Origin of the sequence: Pseudomonas pseudonitroreducens (assembly GCF_021603645.1) — a bacterium.
GTDB classification, from domain to species: domain Bacteria; phylum Pseudomonadota; class Gammaproteobacteria; order Pseudomonadales; family Pseudomonadaceae; genus Pseudomonas; species Pseudomonas pseudonitroreducens.
The window spans coordinates 113,002-131,331 of the sequence record NZ_BQHJ01000011.1 but is presented as its reverse complement, the minus strand read 5'-3'; the positions used below and the strand labels follow the sequence as shown (position 1 = coordinate 131,331).

General features: G+C 65.3%; 15 protein-coding genes and 2 pseudogenes. 5 read left to right on the top strand and 12 right to left on the bottom strand.

Annotated elements, in window-relative coordinates; translation table 11 throughout:
* Window positions 1-97: 97 nt before the first annotated feature.
* Genes L6D89_RS24575 through L6D89_RS24565 form a run of 3 tightly spaced genes read right to left on the bottom strand, consistent with a single transcriptional unit; the run spans window position 98 to window position 2,063 of the window.
* A complete protein-coding gene (locus L6D89_RS24575) occupies window positions 98-337 on the bottom strand; it encodes an anti-sigma factor family protein (protein WP_236171707.1) in 240 nt (79 codons plus the stop codon).
* Window positions 331-939, bottom strand: coding sequence for an RNA polymerase sigma factor (locus L6D89_RS24570; RefSeq protein WP_373874988.1), 609 nt, complete (start codon window positions 937-939; stop codon window positions 331-333). The genes L6D89_RS24575 and L6D89_RS24570 overlap by 7 nt, the downstream gene beginning before the upstream one ends.
* Before the next feature lie 2 nt (window positions 940-941).
* Complete coding sequence (locus L6D89_RS24565) at window positions 942-2,063, bottom strand: beta-ketoacyl-ACP synthase III (protein WP_236171711.1); 1,122 nt, start codon at window positions 2,061-2,063, stop codon at window positions 942-944.
* A gap of 426 nt (window positions 2,064-2,489) precedes the next feature.
* Here L6D89_RS24565 and L6D89_RS24560 point away from each other — a divergent pair, with 426 nt between their 5' ends.
* Entirely contained in the window at window positions 2,490-3,002 is a 513-nt protein-coding gene (locus tag L6D89_RS24560) for an ankyrin repeat domain-containing protein (RefSeq protein ID WP_236201477.1), read from the top strand.
* Window position 3,003: 1 nt separating this feature from the next.
* On the opposite strand, the gene L6D89_RS24555 is transcribed toward L6D89_RS24560, so the two are convergent.
* Window positions 3,004-3,906 (bottom strand): LysR family transcriptional regulator, encoded by a 903-nt coding sequence (locus L6D89_RS24555; protein ID WP_236171716.1) that lies wholly within the window; start codon window positions 3,904-3,906, stop codon window positions 3,004-3,006.
* Window positions 3,907-4,021: 115 nt separating this feature from the next.
* On the opposite strand from L6D89_RS24555, the gene L6D89_RS24550 reads away from it, so the two are divergent.
* Together L6D89_RS24550 and L6D89_RS24545 are read left to right on the top strand one after the other, a co-directional pair.
* Window positions 4,022-5,206, top strand: coding sequence for an MFS transporter (locus L6D89_RS24550; RefSeq protein ID WP_236201476.1), 1,185 nt, complete (start codon window positions 4,022-4,024; stop codon window positions 5,204-5,206).
* Between the two features lie 88 nt (window positions 5,207-5,294).
* Window positions 5,295-6,338 carry an acyltransferase family protein gene (locus L6D89_RS24545; protein WP_236171718.1) on the top strand — a complete coding sequence of 348 codons (1,044 nt, stop codon included), beginning with the start codon at window positions 5,295-5,297 and terminating at the stop codon, window positions 6,336-6,338.
* Here the strand turns inward: L6D89_RS24545 and L6D89_RS24540 are convergent.
* On the bottom strand, window positions 6,320-7,384 hold the full coding sequence (locus L6D89_RS24540; protein ID WP_236171720.1) for a GGDEF domain-containing protein: 1,065 nt from the start codon (window positions 7,382-7,384) through the stop codon (window positions 6,320-6,322). The genes L6D89_RS24545 and L6D89_RS24540 overlap by 19 nt on opposite strands.
* Window positions 7,385-7,559: 175 nt before the next feature.
* Here L6D89_RS24540 and L6D89_RS24535 point away from each other — a divergent pair, with 175 nt between their 5' ends.
* Entirely contained in the window at window positions 7,560-7,979 is a 420-nt protein-coding gene (locus tag L6D89_RS24535; RefSeq protein WP_236171722.1) for a 3-isopropylmalate dehydratase, read from the top strand.
* 22 nt (window positions 7,980-8,001) lie between these two features.
* Here L6D89_RS24535 and L6D89_RS24530 read toward each other — a convergent pair whose 3' ends face one another.
* Window positions 8,002-8,439 (bottom strand): HIT family protein, encoded by a 438-nt coding sequence (locus L6D89_RS24530; protein ID WP_236201475.1) that lies wholly within the window; start codon window positions 8,437-8,439, stop codon window positions 8,002-8,004.
* 132 nt (window positions 8,440-8,571) lie between these two features.
* On the opposite strand from L6D89_RS24530, the gene L6D89_RS24525 reads away from it, so the two are divergent.
* Window positions 8,572-9,276 carry a glutathione binding-like protein gene (locus L6D89_RS24525; protein WP_236171726.1) on the top strand — a complete coding sequence of 235 codons (705 nt, stop codon included), beginning with the start codon at window positions 8,572-8,574 and terminating at the stop codon, window positions 9,274-9,276.
* Between the two features lie 104 nt (window positions 9,277-9,380).
* Here the strand turns inward: L6D89_RS24525 and hrpA are convergent, their stop codons facing one another.
* The 6 genes and pseudogenes from hrpA to fadD1 form a co-directional block, all read right to left on the bottom strand.
* On the bottom strand, window positions 9,381-13,451 hold the full coding sequence (gene hrpA, locus L6D89_RS24520) for an ATP-dependent RNA helicase HrpA (RefSeq protein ID WP_236201474.1): 4,071 nt from the start codon (window positions 13,449-13,451) through the stop codon (window positions 9,381-9,383).
* A 167-nt stretch (window positions 13,452-13,618) separates the two neighbouring features.
* Window positions 13,619-14,104 carry a hypothetical protein gene (locus tag L6D89_RS24515; RefSeq protein ID WP_236171730.1) on the bottom strand — a complete coding sequence of 162 codons (486 nt, stop codon included), beginning with the start codon at window positions 14,102-14,104 and terminating at the stop codon, window positions 13,619-13,621.
* Window positions 14,105-14,115: 11 nt separating this feature from the next.
* Window positions 14,116-14,367, bottom strand: a complete 252-nt coding sequence (locus L6D89_RS24510) for a GlsB/YeaQ/YmgE family stress response membrane protein (RefSeq protein WP_236201473.1) — start codon at window positions 14,365-14,367, stop codon at window positions 14,116-14,118.
* A 290-nt stretch (window positions 14,368-14,657) separates the two neighbouring features.
* Window positions 14,658-15,257, bottom strand: a pseudogene (locus L6D89_RS32870) (methyl-accepting chemotaxis protein); the annotation flags it as partial.
* 258 nt (window positions 15,258-15,515) lie between these two features.
* Window positions 15,516-16,343: pseudogene (locus L6D89_RS32865) on the bottom strand (cache domain-containing protein); the annotation flags it as partial.
* A gap of 86 nt (window positions 16,344-16,429) precedes the next feature.
* Window positions 16,430-18,115 carry a long-chain-fatty-acid--CoA ligase FadD1 gene (gene fadD1 / locus L6D89_RS24500; protein WP_236201471.1) on the bottom strand — a complete coding sequence of 562 codons (1,686 nt, stop codon included), beginning with the start codon at window positions 18,113-18,115 and terminating at the stop codon, window positions 16,430-16,432.
* Between the last annotated feature and the right edge of the window lie 215 nt (window positions 18,116-18,330).

The following is an 18,330-nucleotide window of genomic DNA, read 5'->3' as shown; positions in this document are numbered from 1 at the left end:
CGGGAGAGGGCTGGGGTGAGGGGAAAGCATCGGCACGGGCTTCCCGAGAAAGACAGCTGCTCCTGCGCCAATCGCCAGCGTAGGAGTGAGCTAACGATCAGCGGCGCGCACTGTCCCGGCGCAGTTCGGCGAGATGGTCAGCCAGGCGCTCCGCGTCCGGGCGAGGCGGCTCTGGCAGCAGGCGCAGGGTCGCCTGGGTCAGGCGCATCTGCCGCAGATAGCGTCGACAGTTGCGGCACAACAGCAGATGCCGGCGCAACGCGAGCTTCTCGCGCCAGCCCAGTTGTTCGTCCAGCAGGTCGCTGGAGCGCGCTACCAGTTCCTTGCAGGTCAGCATTCCCCGGTCTCCTCGAAGTGCTCCACGGTGGCGAACACCTTCAGCCGTGCACGGTGCAGCAGCACCCTGGCATTGGAGAGCGAAACGTCCAGCAGATTACAGATCTCCTCCAACTCCAATCCCTGGCGCTCGCGCAACAGCAGCACGCTGCGCTGCAGTTCGGAGAGGCTGAGCAGGGTCTTCTCCAGGCATTCTCGGAGTTCGTCCTCCGCCAGCAGCGCCTCGGGCGAGTCCTCGTGCCAGGCCAGCGGCGCAGTGCTCCAGTGGCCGTCGGCGGCAAAACGGGAATCGTCGATGCTGCCATGAGGTGCTGGCAGATCGTCGAGCGACACATCACGACGGACCTTGCGCAGGCGGGATTTGGCGGTATTGGCGGTGATGGTCAGCAGCCAGGTCTTGAGGCTGGAGCGGCCCTGGAAACCATCGAGATTACGCACGGCGGCGAGCCAGGCGTCCTGCACCACTTCGTCGGCATGGACGCTGCCGACGATGGCGATGGCCACGGCACGCATCGCACCCTGGTAGGTGGCTACCAGGGTGCGGAAGGCCTGCTGGTCACCGGCCAGCAGGCGCGAAAACAGCTCGCTGTCGTCGCTCTGCACGATCAGCGCTTGCGCAGGATCACGCTGCCGATGGAATAGCCGGCGCCGAAGGAACTCAGCACGCCGATGGAACCGGCGGGCAGGTCGTCCTGGTATTTGTGGAACGCAATCACCGAACCGGCCGAGCTGGTGTTGGCATAGGTGTCGAGGATCACCGGCGCCTCGTGTGGCTCGGCGTCGCGGCCGATCAGCTTGCGGGTGATCAGCAGGTTCATGTTCAGGTTGGCCTGGTGCAGCCAGAAGCGCTTCACGTCGCTGACCGGGATGTCGTTCTGCGCCAGGTGCTCGCCGATCAGCTCGGCCACCATCGGGCAGACGTCCTTGAACACCTTGCGGCCTTCCTGCACGAACAGCTTGTCGCGAGTACCGATGCCCTCTTCCGCAGCTCGGTTGAGGAAGCCGAAGTTGTTGCGGATGTTGTTGGAGAACTGCGTCAGCAGCTTGGTGCTGACGACGTCGAACTGATGCTTGCTGGTGGCCTGGTCAGCGCGCTCGATGACCACGGCGGTGGCCGCATCGCCGAAGATGAAGTGGCTGTCGCGGTCGCGGAAGTTCAGGTGGCCGGTGCAGATTTCCGGGTTGACCATGAGGATCGCGCGGGCCTGGCCCAGCTGCACGCTGTTCACCGCGGCCTGGATGCCGAAGGTGGCCGAGGAGCAGGCGACGTTCATGTCATAGCCGAAGCCCTGGATGCCAAGGGCAGCCTGCACTTCGATGGCAACCGCCGGGTAGGCGCGCTGCAGGTTGGAGCAGGCGACGATTACCCCGTCGATGTCCTCGGGCTTGCGGCCGGCGCGCTCCAGGGCCTGTTTGGCAGCGGCGGCAGCCATTTCGCAGAGGATGCCCCAGTCTTCGTTGGAACGCTCGGGAATGCGCGGAGCCATGCGCTGCGGGTCGAGGATGCCTTCCTTGTTCACCACGAAGCGGCTCTTGATCCCGGAAGCCTTCTCGATGAATGCCGAACTGGATTCGGAGAGAGCTTCCACTTCGCCCTTGGCGATAGCGTCAGCGTGCTGGTCGTTGTAGCTGCGGACGTAGCTGTTGAAGGATTCCACCAGTTCATCGTTGGAGATGCTGAACGGCGGGGTATACAGGCCGGTTCCGCTGATCACGACTTTATGCACGGTCAATCCTCTTCAATTCTCAAAGCCGCCGGGCCGGGCGACTGGGTTAGGCATCAAGGTGCCCGCACGCTGGCCGGCACTGAAATTTCTCGGCCTTTCGCGCCCTGCGCGAAGGCTCTGGGATGGCAATCCCTGCAACCGGGCAGTGTGCCATCCCCTGCGACGAGCGGCACCTCTGGCCGCCCGGCGGTTCGCGGTGTCACCACAGGTGCAACCACTGACCGCCGATTATGCTGCAATTTTCGCCGAAAAGCCGCCGTGCGAGGGCGGCAATTACGCAAGATTACGGACGTAAATCACGCCGCGCCTGTCCTGAAGCAACGGATTGAAATTTTTCACCGGCACCATAGGTTCAGTGTTGGCGCGCCCAGGCGCGCGATTCCTTATCCTTCAGTGCATTCCCGACTTTGCCAAGGAGACTTCAGGATGAGTGCCGCAAACCGCCCGGAAATGGACGAACAGACCCTGGAATTTGCCAATCAGGTCATTGATCTTGCCCGCCAGGGTGACACCCAGCGCCTGACGGAACTGCTCGGCCAGGGCCTGCCGGCCAATCTGCGCAATCACAAGGGCGACAGTCTGCTGATGCTGGCCAGCTACTACGGGCACCACGACACCGTGGCCGTGCTGCTCGAGCATGGCGCCGACCCGGACCTGCGCAACAACGCCGGGCAGACGCCGCTGGCCGGTGCCGCCTTCAAGGGCGACCTGGAGATGGTCCGCCTGCTGCTCAGCCACGGCGCCCAGGTGGAAGGCGCCTCCCCCGATGGAAAGACCGCACTGATGATGGCGGCAATGTTCAACCGCCCGGAGATCGTCCGCTGCCTGCTGGAACATGGCGCCGACCGCGAGGCCCGCGACGCCAGCGGCCTGACCGCTCTGGCCGCGGCGAAGATGATGGGCGCGGCCGACACCCTGGCACTGCTCGAAGCCGCCTGAGTCAGTCGATGCGCACCTGCTCGGCGAGGAAGTCGAGCACCGCACGCACTCGCGCCGGCAGGTGCCCCGGCTTGCCCAGATAGAGCGCGTGCATCGGTTTGCGGTCGCCGGGATTGAACTCTTCCAGCACCGCCACCAGCCGTCCGGCGGCGATATCCTCGCGCACCTGGAACTCCGCCAGCCTTGCCAGCCCCAACCCGGCCAGCGCCAGGTGGCGCACGCTGTCGCCGTCACTGGCCAGCAGGTTGCCGCTGGGCTCGGGAGCATCCGCCGGCTTGCCGAGGAATGGCCAGTCCGGCTCGACCCGCCGGTAGCTGAAGCCGACGCAGTTGTATTCGCCCAGCTCGCGCGGGTGCTGCGGCGTACCGTGCCGCGCCAGATACTCGGGGGCGGCAACGATCTTGTGCCCGGACTCACCCAGTGAGCGCGCCACCAGCCGCGAATCGCGCAGCGGCCCGCTGCGGATGGCGACGTCCGCGCGTACCTCCAGCAGGTCCACCACCTCATCGGTCAGTTGCAGGTCGAGGCTGACACCGGGAAAGCGCTCGAAGAACAGCGGCAGCGCCGGGATAAGGAACTGCCTGCCGACCGGCAGGTTGCAGCTGATCCGCACCCTCCCCTGCGGCTCCGCGCTGGCCGAAGCTTCGCGCTCGGCCTCGTCCAGGTCGGCGAGGATACGCAGGCTCCGTTCATAGAAGGCCGCACCCTCGGCCGTGAGCTGCTGACGCCGGGTGGAGCGGTTGAACAGCCGCGCGCCGAGACGATCCTCCAGGCGCGCCACCAGCTTGCTCACAGCGGACGGCGTCATTGCGCATTGCTGCGCGGCAGCAGTGAAGCCGCCAGTTTCCACCACGCGGATGAACACTTCCATTTCGCCGAAGCGGTTGACGTCGGGCCGGGCCATATTGAATTCAATTCACAGGTGATTTGCTAAAAGGCAGTCTATATCAACAATCTGCACGGGGATAAGGTGGCGCCCATTCTTCACTCCTTATGCAAATCAGCCTGGGAGAGCCATCGTGCCCATTGCCTTGTATGCCTTGACCGCCGGTGCCTTTGGCATCGGCGTTACCGAATTCGTGATCATGGGATTGCTGCTGGAGGTCGGTCATGACTTCGGCGTGTCGATCTCCGCCGCCGGCCTGCTGATCTCCGGCTACGCACTGGGCGTAGTGCTCGGCGCGCCGCTGCTCACCGCCCTTACCGCGCGCTGGCCTCAGCGCCGCACGCTGCTGGGGCTGATGGTGATCTTCACCCTCGGCAACCTGGCCTGTGCTCTGGCGCCTGACTACGCCACGCTGATGGCCGCGCGGGTGCTGACCTCCTTCGCCCATGGCACCTTCTTCGGCGTCGGCTCGGTGGTCGCCACCAGCCTGGTGCCCGCCGAGCGCCGGGCCTCGGCCATCGCCCTGATGTTCACCGGCCTGACCGTTGCCACCATCCTCGGCGTGCCGCTGGGTACCTGGCTCGGCCAGCTGTACGGCTGGCGTGCAGCCTTCTGGGTGGTGACCGGCATCGGTGTGCTGGCCCTGGCGATCCTGGCGATCTATCTGCCGCGTAACAGCGCTCCGCCGGCGGCCGGTAATCTGCGCGACGACTTCCGCGTGCTGAAACGCCCTGCCGTACTACTCGGCCTGCTGACCACCGTGCTCGGCTTCGGCGGTGTGTTCACCGTGTTCAGTTACGTGTCGCCGCTGCTGACTCGCCTTGCCGGTTTCTCCGAGAGCGCGGTGTCACCGGTTCTGCTGGTGTTCGGCGGCGGCCTGGTGCTGGGCAACCTGCTCGGCGGCAAGCTGGCCGACCGCAGGCTGGTCCCGGCCCTGCTCGGCAGCCTGGTCGCACTGGCAGGGGTCATGGGGCTGATGAGCTTCGCGCTGCAGAACCAGGTCGCCGTGGTCATCTTCATCGCGTTGCTCGGCGCTGCCGGTTTCGCCACCGTGCCGCCACTGCAGATGTGGGTGCTGGAGAAGGCCCACGGCGCCGGCCAGAGCGTCGCGGCCAGCTTCAATATCGCCGCGTTCAACCTGGGCAACGCCCTGGGCGCCTGGCTCGGCGGCATGACCATCGACCACGGCCCCGGCCTCGCTGCGCTGCCCTGGGTGGGCGCGCTGCTGCCGCTCGCGGCCATCGCCACAGCGCTGATCTGCCTGCGCCTGGAGCGTGGGCCGGCACTGTCGGCGGCGACCGTCCAGCAGGCCCGGTGAACGATCGGCGAAACCGCACTGTCGAGGAAAGGGGCGCGCATTGTCGCGCCCCTTTGTTTTTATCCACAGACGGAGGGCACGCCGCCCCATGCTGGTTTCGCTTCAGGCTTTACGGGCACTGGCCGCCTGGCTGGTGGTCTTCCATCACTTCATGCAGGTGTTCTTCGACTTCCGCGCCGACAGCCTCGGCGGCAGATTGCTCTCTACCCGTGGCCAGGTCGGCGTCGACATCTTCTTCGTCCTCAGTGGCTTCGTGATCCACCTTTCCAGCGCTGGCCGACCGTTGTCGCCGCTGACCTTCCTGGTGCAGCGCCTGGCCCGCGTCGCCCCGGCTTACTGGCTGTATACGGCGATCACCGCATTGATCATCTACGCCTTCGCCGACGTGATGCCGGTCTACGGCGTCGGTGGCAAGTCGCTGCTGCTCTCGCTGCTGTTCATCCCCAGCGAAAACCCCGGCGGCTTCGGCAAGTACCCTGTGCTGCCGGTAGGCTGGACGCTGAACTTCGAGATGCTCTTCTACGCCCTGTTCGCTCTCTCCTTCCTGGTCGCCGAACGCTGGCGTGCCTGGCTGGTGACCGCGCTGGTGCTGGTGGTGGCGCAGGTCCTGGCGCGCGAGCCCTGGATCAGCAACTTCTACCGCAACCCGATCATCTTCGAATTCCTTCTCGGCCTTGGCCTTGCCGCGTTGTATCGGCGCGGTTGGCTGAACCTGCCCAGGCCGCTGGCCCTGCTGTTGGCCGCCCTGGCGGTGACGACCATCGCGCTGTTCCCTGCCGACCACCCCTGGCGCCTGTTGACCTGGGGCCTTCCCGCCGCGGTGCTGCTGGCCGCCTGCGTGGCCCTGGAGCCGCTGTTCGAGCGCAGCCGGGTGCTGCACGCGCTCGGCGACTGGTCCTATTCGGTGTACCTGCTGCACGTGATCGTGCTCTGGCTGGCAGCCTACTGGCTGCATGAACGGCTGGGCCTGACGCCGTACCAGACACTGGGCATCAGCGTGCCGGCGATCCTGCTGCTGTCCTGGCTGAGCTACGAATGGGTGGAACGGAAGATGGCGCGGCAGTTGCGCAGCGCCTATGCGCGAATTGCCGAGCCGCTGGCGGCGAAGCGCGCTCAGGCCGGGTCGCTGTAGACCAGGCGATTGCGCCCCTCGGCCTTGCCGCGATACAGGCGGCGGTCGGTGCAACGGTAGAGTTCGTCGGCATCCAGGCCGTCGCCCGGCCACTCGGCGAGGCCGAAGGTAGCGGAAATCTGAATACGCTCCCCGTGATAGATCAGCGGCGCTTCGTCGATATCGCGGCGCAGGGATTCCACCAGCGGCTTGGCGTCGAAGCGGTCGGTGAAGGGCAGCAGCAGGCCGAACTCCTCGCCGCCCAGCCGGCCGATCAGGTCGGTGGCGCGCAGGCGGTGGCGCAGGCGATTGCACAGGTGCTGCAGGGCCTTGTCGCCGGCATCGTGGCCCCACTGGTCATTGATGTTCTTGAAGTGGTCGACATCCAGCACCACCAGCACCAGGCGCGTCTCGTACCGCGCCGACTCCTGGATGCAGCGCCGCAACGTACGCTGAAAACTCTCACGACTGGCCACGCCAGTCAGCGCATCGGTCAGCGCCAGATGCCGCAGCTGTTTGTAGGCGGCGGCGCGGCGCTCCTCGTAGACATGCATGAAGGCAATCACCAGCACCCCGCAAAAGATGCCGTTGCCGATGTCGATCAGCCCCGCGGCATCCAGGCTCAGGGGGTTGGCATGCAGGTACATCAGCGTGGCGACCAGCATGAACGGCACGGCGAGCAGGAAGCCGCGCCACTTGCCCAGCAGCAGGTAGGCCATCACCGGCATCAGGTAGACCCAGACGAAAGCCGACGCCGAAGCATTGGGCATGACGATGATGTAGAGGATGAAGCAGAACGTCGGCAGCAGATAGGCAATGATCCAGGGGACCAGGCGCGTCACCCGCTTGAGCCGCTGTGCGGCCCACAGCAACAGGCCACAGGTGATCAGCTCGGCGCCGGCCAGCCAGTAATTACCGGCGAAGCACTGCAGAATCGAGAACACCCCCAGGGTCGCCCCGGTGCAACCGAAGATCAGCCGCATCAACAGGCGATGATCAGCCTCTTCCAGGCCGGTCGGTCCGGCGCTGGGCTCGAACAGGTGGTCGGGATCGCTGTTGCGGTGCATCGGCCCTGCTCCTTGGCTCGACCGCCCGGCGGATCGGCCTCAATGGCGGCACTCGGGCACTCCAGCCCAAATCACATGTGCTGAAGACTACTCCAATTTCCCACAGCGCGTAGGCAAGCCGACGGAAACCGCCCGGATGGGCTAGCCTAGGCTGCAGTGTCCATGGAGGAAGTCTATGCGTTCGATCCTTGCCGTCCTGTCCCTGCTCGCGCTTTCCGGCTGTGCGTCGTACCAGAGCGATGATGTCCAACCTGTCCCCGCCGACCGCCTGCTGGCCTATCAGCAACCGGGCAAGGACAGCGTCAAGGTCGACGTCACCCGGGATGTCGGCTACATCGGCGGCGGCTGCTACGTCGCCCTCACCATCGACCATGAAATCGCTGCGCGCATCGGCAAGGGCGAGGCAGCCAGCTTCCACGTGCCGGCCGGCAAGCACGTGGTCGGCATCATCGGCGACAAGGACGGCGACGGCCTGTGCAGCAAGGCCATGTTGCGCCGCGAACTGCTGGTGCCGCTGGAGCCGGGCGGCAGCAACGCCTTCCGTATCGTCAGCGACAACCGCACCGGTTTCGATATCAAGCCGGCGGTCGAGTAAGCCCCGACCGCCCGGGAGCGCCTCAGCCGTTCAGACGGGCAACGAGGCGCGCCTGCAACTTCTCCAGCTCCCCCGCATCGGCCTTGTTCGCCGCGTGAATCCCCAGGCCCTCGCCGGCATAGCGCGGGACGATGTGCACGTGGATGTGGAACACCGTCTGCCCGGCCGGCGCACCGTTGAACTGGGCGACCTGCACACCATCGGGATTGAGCTCATCGACGATAACGCCAGCCAGGCGCTGCACGACGCGCATCACCTTGGCCAGCGCATCGGGGTCGACTTCGAGGATGTTGCGCGCCGGAGAATTCTTCGGAATCACCAGGGCATGGCCGTAGGACTGCGGGAACAGGTCGAGGAAGGCGAGCACGTCGTCGTCCTCGTACAGCTTGTAGCAGGGAGCGTCGCCGCGAATGATCTGGGCGAAGATGTTCTGCGGATCGTAGGTGCCGTGCAGGCTCATGGTGGGTTCCTTCTCCGGTGACTATGGGGCCGCACCTTACCTTTTTGTCGCGCGCGGGTCATGACCGACCGCTTCCGGAGGTCTATCCTGAGGCCTTCCGTTGCTTTCCCCAGTGACCTGACCGGAGTATGCATGTCAGACCTTTCCGCGTTCCCCATCACCCGCAAATGGCCCGCCGAACACCCTGACCGCCTGCAGCTGTATTCGCTGCCCACGCCCAACGGCGTGAAGGTGTCGATCATGCTGGAAGAGCTCGGCCTGCCCTACGAGCCGCACCTGGTCAGCTTCGAGCGCAACGACCAGATGAGCCCGGAATTCCTCTCGCTGAACCCGAATAACAAGATTCCGGCGATCCTCGACCCCAACGGGCCGGACGGCCAGCCGCTGGCGCTGTTCGAGTCCGGCGCGATCCTGGTCTACCTCGCCGACAAGACCGACTCGCTGCTCGCCCCTGGCGCCAGCGGCCGCTATGAGACGCTGCAGTGGCTGATGTTCCAGATGGGCGGGATCGGCCCGATGTTCGGCCAGATCGGCTTCTTCAACAAATTTGCCGGCAAGGACTACGAGGACAAACGCCCGCTGCAACGCTACGTCGACGAAGCCAAGCGCCTGCTGGCCGTGCTCGACCAGCGCCTGGAAGGCCGCGACTGGATCATGGGCGAACGCTACACCATCGCCGACATCGCCACCTTCCCGTGGATTCGCAACCTGATCGGCTTCTACGAGGCGGGCGAACTGGTGGGCTTCGACAACTTCCACAACGTCAAGCGCGTGCTGGAACGCTTCCTCGCGCGGCCGGCAGTGCAGCGCGGGCTGAACATCCCGAAACGGGATTGACGGCTCACTCCCCGTAGGAGCGAGCTTGCTCGCGAAGCCGCCCAGCTTCAGAACTGCCGGGAAACGCTTCGCGAGCAAGCTCGCTCCTACAAAAAGTCTCAGCGTCAGGCCTCGACCTGGCTCCACTGCTTGGACAGGCGCTTGTCCGACACTGGCAGCTTGGTCCCCAGTTGCTGGGCGAACAGCGACACGCGGTACTCCTCCAGCATCCAGCGATAGAGCACCAGTTCGGGGTCACGCTTGCCTTCCTGGGCGTGCTTGGCCAGGCGCGCCGAGTACTGTGCCCAGTAGCCGGCCATTTCGCCGCTCCACACGCGGTCGCGCTGGACCTGGCCGGCCACCTTGTCCAGGCGCTGTTCCACGGCCTTGAGGTAACGCGGGATTTCCTTCAGCCACTCCGCTGGCGTGTCGCGCACGAAACCGGGGTAGACCAGATTGGCCAACTGCCCCTTCACGTCGTTCAACGGCACCGTCATGGCGAGGTCGACCTTGCCCTTGAAGCGCTTCTGCAGGCCGTGCCACAGCTTGAGGATTTCCAGGGTCAGGCGGGCGATGCGTTCGGCGTGCTCGGTCCAGGCACCGCGTTTTTTCTCGGCCAGGGACGCGAGCCCGGCGCCATCGCGCGGCAGGCTGCTTTCACCGTCGAGAATGGCGCTGTCCAGGCTGGCCAGCAGAATGTCCTCGACCAACGCCTCGACGCGCCCCATCTCGCGATACAGCAGCCCCATGTCGGTCTGCCCCGGCAACTTGCTGCGCAGGAACCTGGCCGGCTCGGCCAGCTGTTGCAATAGCAGTCGTTGCAGGGCGCGGCGGTGCTGGTAGTCGGCCTCGGCCTGGGTCGGGAAGCGGTTTTCCTTGACCACGCCGGCCTCTTCCACCAGCGCCGGATAGACAGTCATCGACAGCCCGGCAACCTTTTGCTGGACCTTTTCCGCCACTCCGGCGAAGCCCTTGGCCTCTACCGGCTTCTGCGGTTTGTCCGCCTGCGGGATCGCCAGCGCAGCCTGGCTGGCCTCGGCGAAGCGCGCGGTAAGCTCCGCCAGATCGCGACCTTCGCCGAGGAACTTGCCGCGCGCGTCGACCACTTCGATGTTCATCCGCAGGTGGCTTTCCACCAGGGTCTCGGCTTCCGCCCAGGCCTCTTCCGGCACACGGCTGCCGGTCATGCGCTGCAACTCGCGGCCGAGGGATTCGGGCAGTGCGCCCTCGGCGAAGACCATCTTGCCCAGCGCCGCGCGGACGAAGTCCGGCACCGGCACGAAGTTCTTGCGGATGGCCTTGGGCAGGCTGCGCACCAGCTCGATGCACTTGGCTTCCAGCAGGCCCGGCACCAGCCACTCCAGGCGCTCGGCAGGCAGTTGCGGCAACAGGGGCGCCGGTACGCGCAGGGTCACGCCGTCACGCACGTGGCCCGGCTCGAAATGGTAGGTGAGCGGTAACTGCAACTCACCCAGTTGCAGGCGATCCGGGTAAAGACCGGCAGTGACTTCGCTGGCATCGCGGGCGAGGACATCTTCCTCGCGCATGATCAGCAGGTCCGGTTTTGCCTTGTGCTCGCGCTCGTACCACTTCTCGAAGCTGGCGGACTGATAGATATCCGCCGGCAGGCGTTCGTCGTAGTAGGCGAACAGGGTTTCCTCGTCAGCAAGGATGTCGCGCCGGCGCGCCTTGGCTTCCAGCTCGTCGAGCTTCTCCAGCAACTGGCGGTTGGCCGACAGGCACTTGGCGCGGCTGTTGATCTCGCCGCGCACCAGCGCCTCGCGGATGAACATCTCGCGGGACACCGGCGCATCGATCGGACCGTAGTGCACGGCGCGGCGGCCGATGATGATCAGGCCGTACAGGGTGACCTGCTCGTAGGCCACCACCTGGCCGCGGCGCTTCTCCCAGTGCGGTTCCAGGTAGTTCTTCTTCACCAGGTGCCCGGCCAGCGGTTCCAGCCAGTCCGGCTCGATCTTCGCGACCATGCGGGCGAACAGCTTGGTGGTCTCCACCAGCTCGGCCGCCATGATCCACTGCGGCTTCTTCCGGCCGATCACGCTGGAAGGGTGGATCCAGAAGCGCCGCTGGCGCGCGCCGAGGTAGTCACCCTCCTCCGCCTTCTGGCCGATCTGGCTGAGCAGGCCGGAGAGGATCGCCTTGTGCACGGCGGCGTAGTCGATGTCGCGTTGCTTCGCGTCAGGCTCGCCGCTTTTGTTGGAGCGAGCTTGCTCGCGAACCGGTTTCGCGCCTTTATCGACAGCGGGCTGAGGGCCTTTATTGCTCTGGGGTTTCGCAGTGTTGGGCTGTTCGCGAGCAAGCTCGCTCCTACGAGAAGCCTCTGGCTTCGCGAAGGGCAACTGCAATTCCTTGCAGATCAACGTCAGTTGGCGGTGCGCATCGCGCCACTCGCGCAGCCGCAGGTAATTCAGGAAATTCTTCCGGCACCAGTTGCGCAGCGGGTTGGAGCCCAGCGCCTGGCGCTGCTCCTCGAAGCCGCGCCAGAGATTGATCAGCGCGGCGAAGTCCGAGTCCGGGTCCTTCCACTGCGCATGGGCCTGGTCGGCGGCCTGCTGGCGATCCATCGGCCGCTCGCGCGGGTCCTGCACCGACAGCGCGCTGGCGACGGTGAGGACTTCCGGCAGGCTGCCCAGTTGCGCGGCTTCCAGCAGCATGCGGCCCAGGCGTGGGTCGATGGGCAGACGAGCGAGCTGGCGGCCCAGCGGCGTCAACTGGCCCTCGCGGTTCACTGCCGAGAGCTCCTGCAGCAGAGTGAAGCCGTCGTTGATCGCCTTGCCATCCGGCGGTTCGATGAAGGGGAAGGCCTCGATGTCGCCCAGGCGCAGATGGAGCATCTGCAGGATCACTGCCGCCAGGTTGGTGCGCAGGATTTCCGGATCGGTGAAGGCCGGGCGGCCGTTGAAGTCTTCCTCGCTGTACAGGCGCACGCAGATGCCTGGTTCGACCCGCCCGCAGCGGCCCTTGCGCTGGTTGGCGCTGGCCTGCGAGACGGCCTCGATGGGCAGGCGCTGGACCTTGGCGCGGTAGCTGTAGCGGCTGATACGCGCGGTGCCGCTGTCGATCACGTAGCGGATGCCCGGCACGGTCAGCGAGGTCTCGGCGACGTTGGTGGCGAGCACGATCTTGCGCCCCGGCATGGGCGCGAAAATCTTCTGCTGCTCGGCCGGCGTCAGGCGCGCGTACAGCGGCAACACTTCGGTATGGCGCAGGTTGGCCTTGCGCAGCATATCGGCGGCGTCGCGAATTTCGCGCTCGCCGGGGAGGAACACCAGCACGTCGCCAGGGCGCTTGCCGATCTCCCGTTCGTGGGCGGCGATCTCGTCCAGCGCGCGGAGGATGCCCTGGTCCACGGAGAGATCGTCGAACAGCGCCTCGCCGTCCTCGTCCACCTCCGCCGCCAGCGGGCGGTACCAGGTTTCCACCGGATAGGTGCGGCCGGAGACTTCGACGATGGGCGCATCGCTGAAGTGCTTGGAGAAGCGCTCCAGGTCGATGGTCGCCGAGGTGATGATCAGCTTCAGGTCAGGCCGGCGCGGCAGCAGCGTCTTCAGGAAGCCGAGCAGGAAGTCGATGTTCAGGCTGCGTTCGTGGGCTTCGTCGACGATGATCGTGTCGTAGCGTTCCAGGTAGCGGTCGTGCTGGGTCTCGGCCAGCAGGATGCCGTCGGTCATCAGCTTGATCAGCGTGCTCTCGTCACTCTGGTCCTCGAAGCGCACCTGATAGCCGACCAGCGACCCGAGCGGCGTGCCGATTTCCTCGGCGACGCGGGTCGCCACACTGCGCGCGGCCAGCCGGCGCGGCTGGGTGTGGCCGATCAGGCCGTGGGTGCCGCGGCCCAGTTCCAGGCAGATCTTCGGCAGCTGGGTGGTCTTGCCCGAGCCGGTCTCGCCGGCAATCACCACGACCTGGCTCTTTTCCAATGCAGCCTTGATCTCATCGCGCTTGGCAGCGATCGGCAGGCTGTCGTCGTAGCGAATCTTCGGGATGCTCGCGCGGCGCGCCTCGACCTTCGCGCATGAGGCCTGGAAGCGCTCGGCCCACTGGGCAAGCTTGGCTTCATCGGGGTGCTTGCGCAGTTCATGGAGCTGCCGGCGCAGGCGATGGCGGTCGCGGATCATCGCGTGATCCATGCGCTGCAGGAGTTGTTCGGGGGTCGGCGTGGTATCTAGGGTCATCGGCTTCGCTGGCGTATACGCGGGGAGCGGCGCTACGCGAGCGAGGCCGGTCCCGAAAAATGGGCTGTCGTGGCGACAATCCGTGGATTGTCGCAGAGGACCGGCAAGGGCCGCCACGCCGATTGCTTGGCGCCCCGGATTGGCGGGGTGTTGCGCCCCGCTTCGACTCAGGCCTGCTGGTGCTCGCGCAGCTTGGCCAGGGCGATAGCCAGGGCGGCGCCGCCCAGTGTCTTGATCAGCGTGGGATGCTGGGCATAGAAGTGGCCGATACTCTCGACCACGCCGGGGTTGGCCTTCTCTGCCTGGGCGGCCATGGTTTCCACGTCCGCAGTGCTCAGTTGGCTGGCCTGTTCCGGCGTCAGTTGCGTGGTGCCTGGCTGCAGCACCTTGCCCAACCCGCCACTCATCATCTGCGTGAGCAATGCCGGGCCGGCGACGGCCAGCAACTGGTTCAGCATGCCCGCGCGCTGCACATCGCTGGACTGGCCGAATAACTGCCCCACCGTATTGGCGAAGGGCGGCGTCTGCTCAGAGTGGAACATCGCGGTGATGCTTTGGCCCAGCGCGCCGGCCGGAGCCTTTTCAAGATGCTCCTCCAGGTTGTTACCCACGGCACCAACCACTTGCTGCAACAGCGAATCCATCAAACTCATGGTGACTTCCCTCAGTTCTTTTTAGCGAACAACACGTGGTAGAGGGCGAGCAGGATGATCGCGCCGACAACGGCGCCAATGAAGCCTGCGGACTCGCCAGATTCGTAGAAGTGCAAGGCCTGGCCGGCGTAGGTCGCCAGCAGCGCGCCGGCAATCCCCAGGGCTGCGGTGATGAAGAAGCCCAGGGAGTTGCTCCCGGGCGTCAACCACCGCGCAACAAGGCCCGCAACAAAGCCGATACAGATTGTCCAGATGAGGTGCATGGCGCTAGAACTCCGTGACAGTGGGAACGCCGACCGAGGCTACGAGCGGCGGTGTCATGGAGATCTCGGTGATTTCCGAAAGTAGCGCGGGGAATGGCGACTATCCCCCAGCGCGGAGGCGCCGGTGGAGGTTCCCTGACGGACGCAGGCTTGCGATCGACCAGGCAGCCGGTTGTTCGGGCTGCCACTGATTGCGCTACCGGCTTGGCACAAGCAACGGAGCGCCAGCGCCCATCCATGGGGGGCTGGCGATTGGAAACCACTGCGTCGCTGCGAGCGCGCAGCTCCGCTCAGATGCGGAACTGCCCCACGAGCTGGCGCAGGCGCTCGCCCACACCATTCAGCTCGGTCGCGGTACGCGCGCCCTTGGCTGCATCGTCCGCCACGCTCTCCACGCCGCCAGCGATCTGGTGCACGCTGCGGTTGATCTCCTCGGCCACGGCGGTCTGCTCCTCGGCGGCGCTGGCAATCTGCGCGTTCATCGAGTTGATGGTGCCGATCAGCTGGGCGATGGCGTCCAGCGACTGGCCGGCCTGGTTGGCCTGGCCACGGGTGCGCTCGGCCATGTCGCTGGCGCGTTGCATGGCGCTCACCGAGCCTTCGGTGGTGCCGCGCAGGCGATCGATCATCTGCTGGATTTCCCCAGTGCTCTGCTGGGTGCGGCTGGCCAGGGCGCGGACTTCATCGGCGACCACGGCAAAACCACGCCCGGCCTCGCCGGCACGAGCCGCTTCGATGGCGGCGTTGAGCGCCAGCAGATTGGTCTGCTCAGCGATGGAGCGGATCACTTCAAGCACACCGACGATGCCCTGCACGTCCTGGCGCAGGGTGTCGAGGGAATCGCTGCTGCTGCGCACCTCGCCGGCCAGGTCGTTGATCTGCGAGACACACAGGTCCACTTCGCGCTTGGCGGCCTGGCCCTCGCGGTCAGTCTGCTGCGCCGCATCGGCGGCCTGTTGCGCGCTGCGCGCGACTTCCTGGGCAGCCGCGGTCATCTCGTTGATGGCGGTGGCAACCTGATCGGTCTCGTGGCGCTGGCCGTCCATCGCGCGCTCGGAGCGCTGCGCCTGCTGGGCCACGTCACCCACCAGACCCGACAGCTGGTTCGTGGTGCCGGCGACCTGCTGCACCAGTACATGGATCTTCTCGACGAAACGGTTGAACGAGCCGGCCAGCTCGCCCAGTTCGTCATGGCGGCCCAGGTTCAGGCGATGGGTCAGATTGCCGTCGCCGGCGGCCATGTCGTCGAGGTTGTCGCGCACCTGGACGATGGGCTGGACGATGGTGCGACTGAACAGCCCGGCGAGCAGGCCGATCACCACCAGCAGAGCCAGCGCGGCGCCGCCCATGAGCAGCAGCAGGTTGTCGATCTTGGCGTCGAAGGCAGCTCCGGCCTGCTTCACTTCACGCTCGACGTCGTCAAGATTGAGCGAGGTACCGAACACCAGGTTCCACTTGGGCAGGTAATGCGCGTAGCCGATCTTCGGCACGATGGCATTGCCGCCCGGCAGGGTGAAGCTGTAGCGCACGTAGTGCTGGCCGCTCTGCCCCGCCGCCACCAGTTCGCGGATGGCGTAGACGCCATTGGGATCGCGGTAAGCGCTGAAGTCTTCGCCCAGGCGCTCGTCGCTGGTGCCCTGGAAGACGCGGATGGAGCGGGTGTCGTACCCCCAGAAGTAGCCGCCCTTGCCGTATTCGAGCCGTTTGAGGATCGCAATGCCCTGCGCGCGCGCCTGCGCATCGCCGTCAGCGGCAGCCTGGTAGGCCGGGCCGACAGCCGCCAGGGCGACGTCGACGAAGTTCTTCAGCTGCGCTTCGCGGTCCTGGGTGAGGTTCTCGCGAATCTGCGCTTCCTGCTGCGTAGAGAGCTGGCTCAGGGCGACCGTGGCGATGGCGCACAGCAGGACGGTCAGGATCAGGATCGGAGCGATGGCCAGGAGCAGGACCTTGGCGCGCAGACGAAGGACAGTGTTCAAGGCGGATACCTCAGGCAGGGAGGGGGGCGCCGCATCCTTGCGCGCATCAAAAAACCCGCCTTGCGGCGGGTTTCTTGTATATCGGCTCAGGCCCTGATCTTCTTGAGCTCTTCGTCGCGCAATTCACGGCGCAGGATCTTGCCGACGTTGGTGGTCGGCAGGCTGTCGCGGAACTCCACGGACTTGGGACGCTTGTAGCCAGTGAGGTTGTCGTGCATGTGCTGCATGACTTGCTCCTTGGTCAGGGTAACGCCCGGCTTGGACACCACGAAGACCTTGATCGCCTCGCCGGACTTCTCGTCCGGAATGCCGATGGCGGCGCATTGCAGTACGCCCGGCAGGGTGGCGAGCACGTCTTCCAGCTCGTTGGGGTACACGTTGAAGCCCGACACCAGGATCATGTCCTTCTTGCGGTCGACGATACGCATGTAGCCGTCTTCCTGGATGATCGCGATGTCGCCGGTACGCAGCCAGCCGTCCTTGTCGAGGATCTCGTCGGTGGCTTCCTGGCGCTGCCAGTAGCCCTTCATCACCTGCGGGCCCTTGACGCACAGTTCGCCACGCTCGCCCAGCGGCAGGTCCTCGCCATCATCGCTGATGACCTTGCACAGGGTCGACGGAACCGGGATGCCGATAGTGCCGATCTGGATGTTCTGGAACGGGTTTACCGATACCACCGGGCTGGTTTCGGTCATGCCGTAGCCTTCGCAGATGGCGCAGCCAGTGACGTCCTTCCAGCGTTCGGCACTCGCCTGCTGCAGGGCCATGCCGCCGGAGAGGGTCAGCTTCAGGGCGGAGAAGTCCAGCTTGCGGAAGCCTTCGTTGTTGCACAGGCCGACGAACAGGGTGTTCAGGCCGACGAAGCCGGTGAACTTCCACTGCGAGAGTTCCTTGACCATGCTGGCCAGGTCGCGCGGGTTGGTCACCAGGATGTTGTGGTTGCCGGTGAGCATCATCGCCATGCAATGGAAGGTGAAGGCGTAGATGTGGTACAGCGGCAGCGGGGTGATGAGGATTTCACAACCTTCATTGAGGTTGGCGCCCATCAGTGCCTTGCACTGCAGCATGTTGGCGACCAGGTTGCGGTGGGTCAGCATCGCACCCTTGGCCACGCCGGTGGTGCCGCCGGTGTACTGCAGCACGGCAACGTCGTCGTTGTGCGGCGAAACTTCCTTCACCGCCTTGCCGCGGCCCTTGGCCAGGACGTCGGTGAGCTTCTGCGCATTGGGGATGTTGTAGGCCGGGACCATCTTCTTGATGTTCTTGACCACGAAATTGACGATGAAGCGCTTGAGCGGCGGCAGCATGTCACCCACTTCGGTGACGATGACGTTGCGGATGCCGGTCTTGGGCAGCACTTCCTCGGCCAGGTGCGCCATGTTCGCCAGGCACACCAGCGCCTTGGCGCCGGAGTCGTTGAACTGGTGCTCCATTTCCCGCGCGGTGTACAGCGGGTTGGTGTTGACCACGACCAGGCCGGCGCGCATGGCGCCGAAGACCACGACCGGGTACTGGAGCACGTTGGGCAGTTGCACGGCGATGCGGTCGCCGGGCTTGAGATCGGTATGTTGCTGCAGGTAGGCGGCGAAGTCCCCGGAGAGCTTGTACATCTCGCCGTAGGTCAGGGTCTTGCCCAGGTTGCTGAAGGCAGGCTTGTCTGCAAAACGTTGGCAGGATTCTTTAAGTACCGCGAGGATGTTCGGGTACTGGTCAGCGTTGATCTCGGCAGCGATCCCCACTGGGTATTTGTCCTTCCAGAAATTGTCGGTCATGGAAGCCCACTCCTAAGCAACAGCTCATCTTTACCGCATTCGCGGTTCTTTGTTGTGTTTGTGTCGCTCTCCCCATGGCTCGGGGAGCGAAAAGCGGGCCGAGATTATCAGCTTTGGGAAACACCGACCAGCACCAAACACAGCCTCGCCCGTAAGAAAAATGACCGGAGACAGGCTTTCCGGTCACTAGCCATCCACTCGTCGGAAAAGCCCGT

What these genes read in the sequence shown, in the direction of transcription:
- L6D89_RS24575 (WP_236171707.1), bottom strand. Translation starts at nt 337, where the DNA reads ATGCTGACCTGCAAGGAACTGGTAGCGCGCTCCAGCGACCTGCTGGAC.
- L6D89_RS24560 (WP_236201477.1), top strand. Translation starts at nt 2,490, where the DNA reads ATGAGTGCCGCAAACCGCCCGGAAATGGACGAACAGACCCTGGAATTT.
- L6D89_RS24555 (WP_236171716.1), bottom strand. Translation starts at nt 3,906, where the DNA reads ATGGCCCGGCCCGACGTCAACCGCTTCGGCGAAATGGAAGTGTTCATC.
- L6D89_RS24545 (WP_236171718.1), top strand. Translation starts at nt 5,295, where the DNA reads ATGCTGGTTTCGCTTCAGGCTTTACGGGCACTGGCCGCCTGGCTGGTG.
- L6D89_RS24540 (WP_236171720.1), bottom strand. Translation starts at nt 7,384, where the DNA reads ATGCACCGCAACAGCGATCCCGACCACCTGTTCGAGCCCAGCGCCGGA.
- L6D89_RS24535 (WP_236171722.1), top strand. Translation starts at nt 7,560, where the DNA reads ATGCGTTCGATCCTTGCCGTCCTGTCCCTGCTCGCGCTTTCCGGCTGT.
- L6D89_RS24530 (WP_236201475.1), bottom strand. Translation starts at nt 8,439, where the DNA reads ATGAGCCTGCACGGCACCTACGATCCGCAGAACATCTTCGCCCAGATC.
- L6D89_RS24525 (WP_236171726.1), top strand. Translation starts at nt 8,572, where the DNA reads ATGTCAGACCTTTCCGCGTTCCCCATCACCCGCAAATGGCCCGCCGAA.
- hrpA (WP_236201474.1), bottom strand. Translation starts at nt 13,451, where the DNA reads ATGACCCTAGATACCACGCCGACCCCCGAACAACTCCTGCAGCGCATG.
- L6D89_RS24515 (WP_236171730.1), bottom strand. Translation starts at nt 14,104, where the DNA reads ATGAGTTTGATGGATTCGCTGTTGCAGCAAGTGGTTGGTGCCGTGGGT.
- L6D89_RS24510 (WP_236201473.1), bottom strand. Translation starts at nt 14,367, where the DNA reads ATGCACCTCATCTGGACAATCTGTATCGGCTTTGTTGCGGGCCTTGTT.
- fadD1 (WP_236201471.1), bottom strand. Translation starts at nt 18,115, where the DNA reads ATGACCGACAATTTCTGGAAGGACAAATACCCAGTGGGGATCGCTGCC.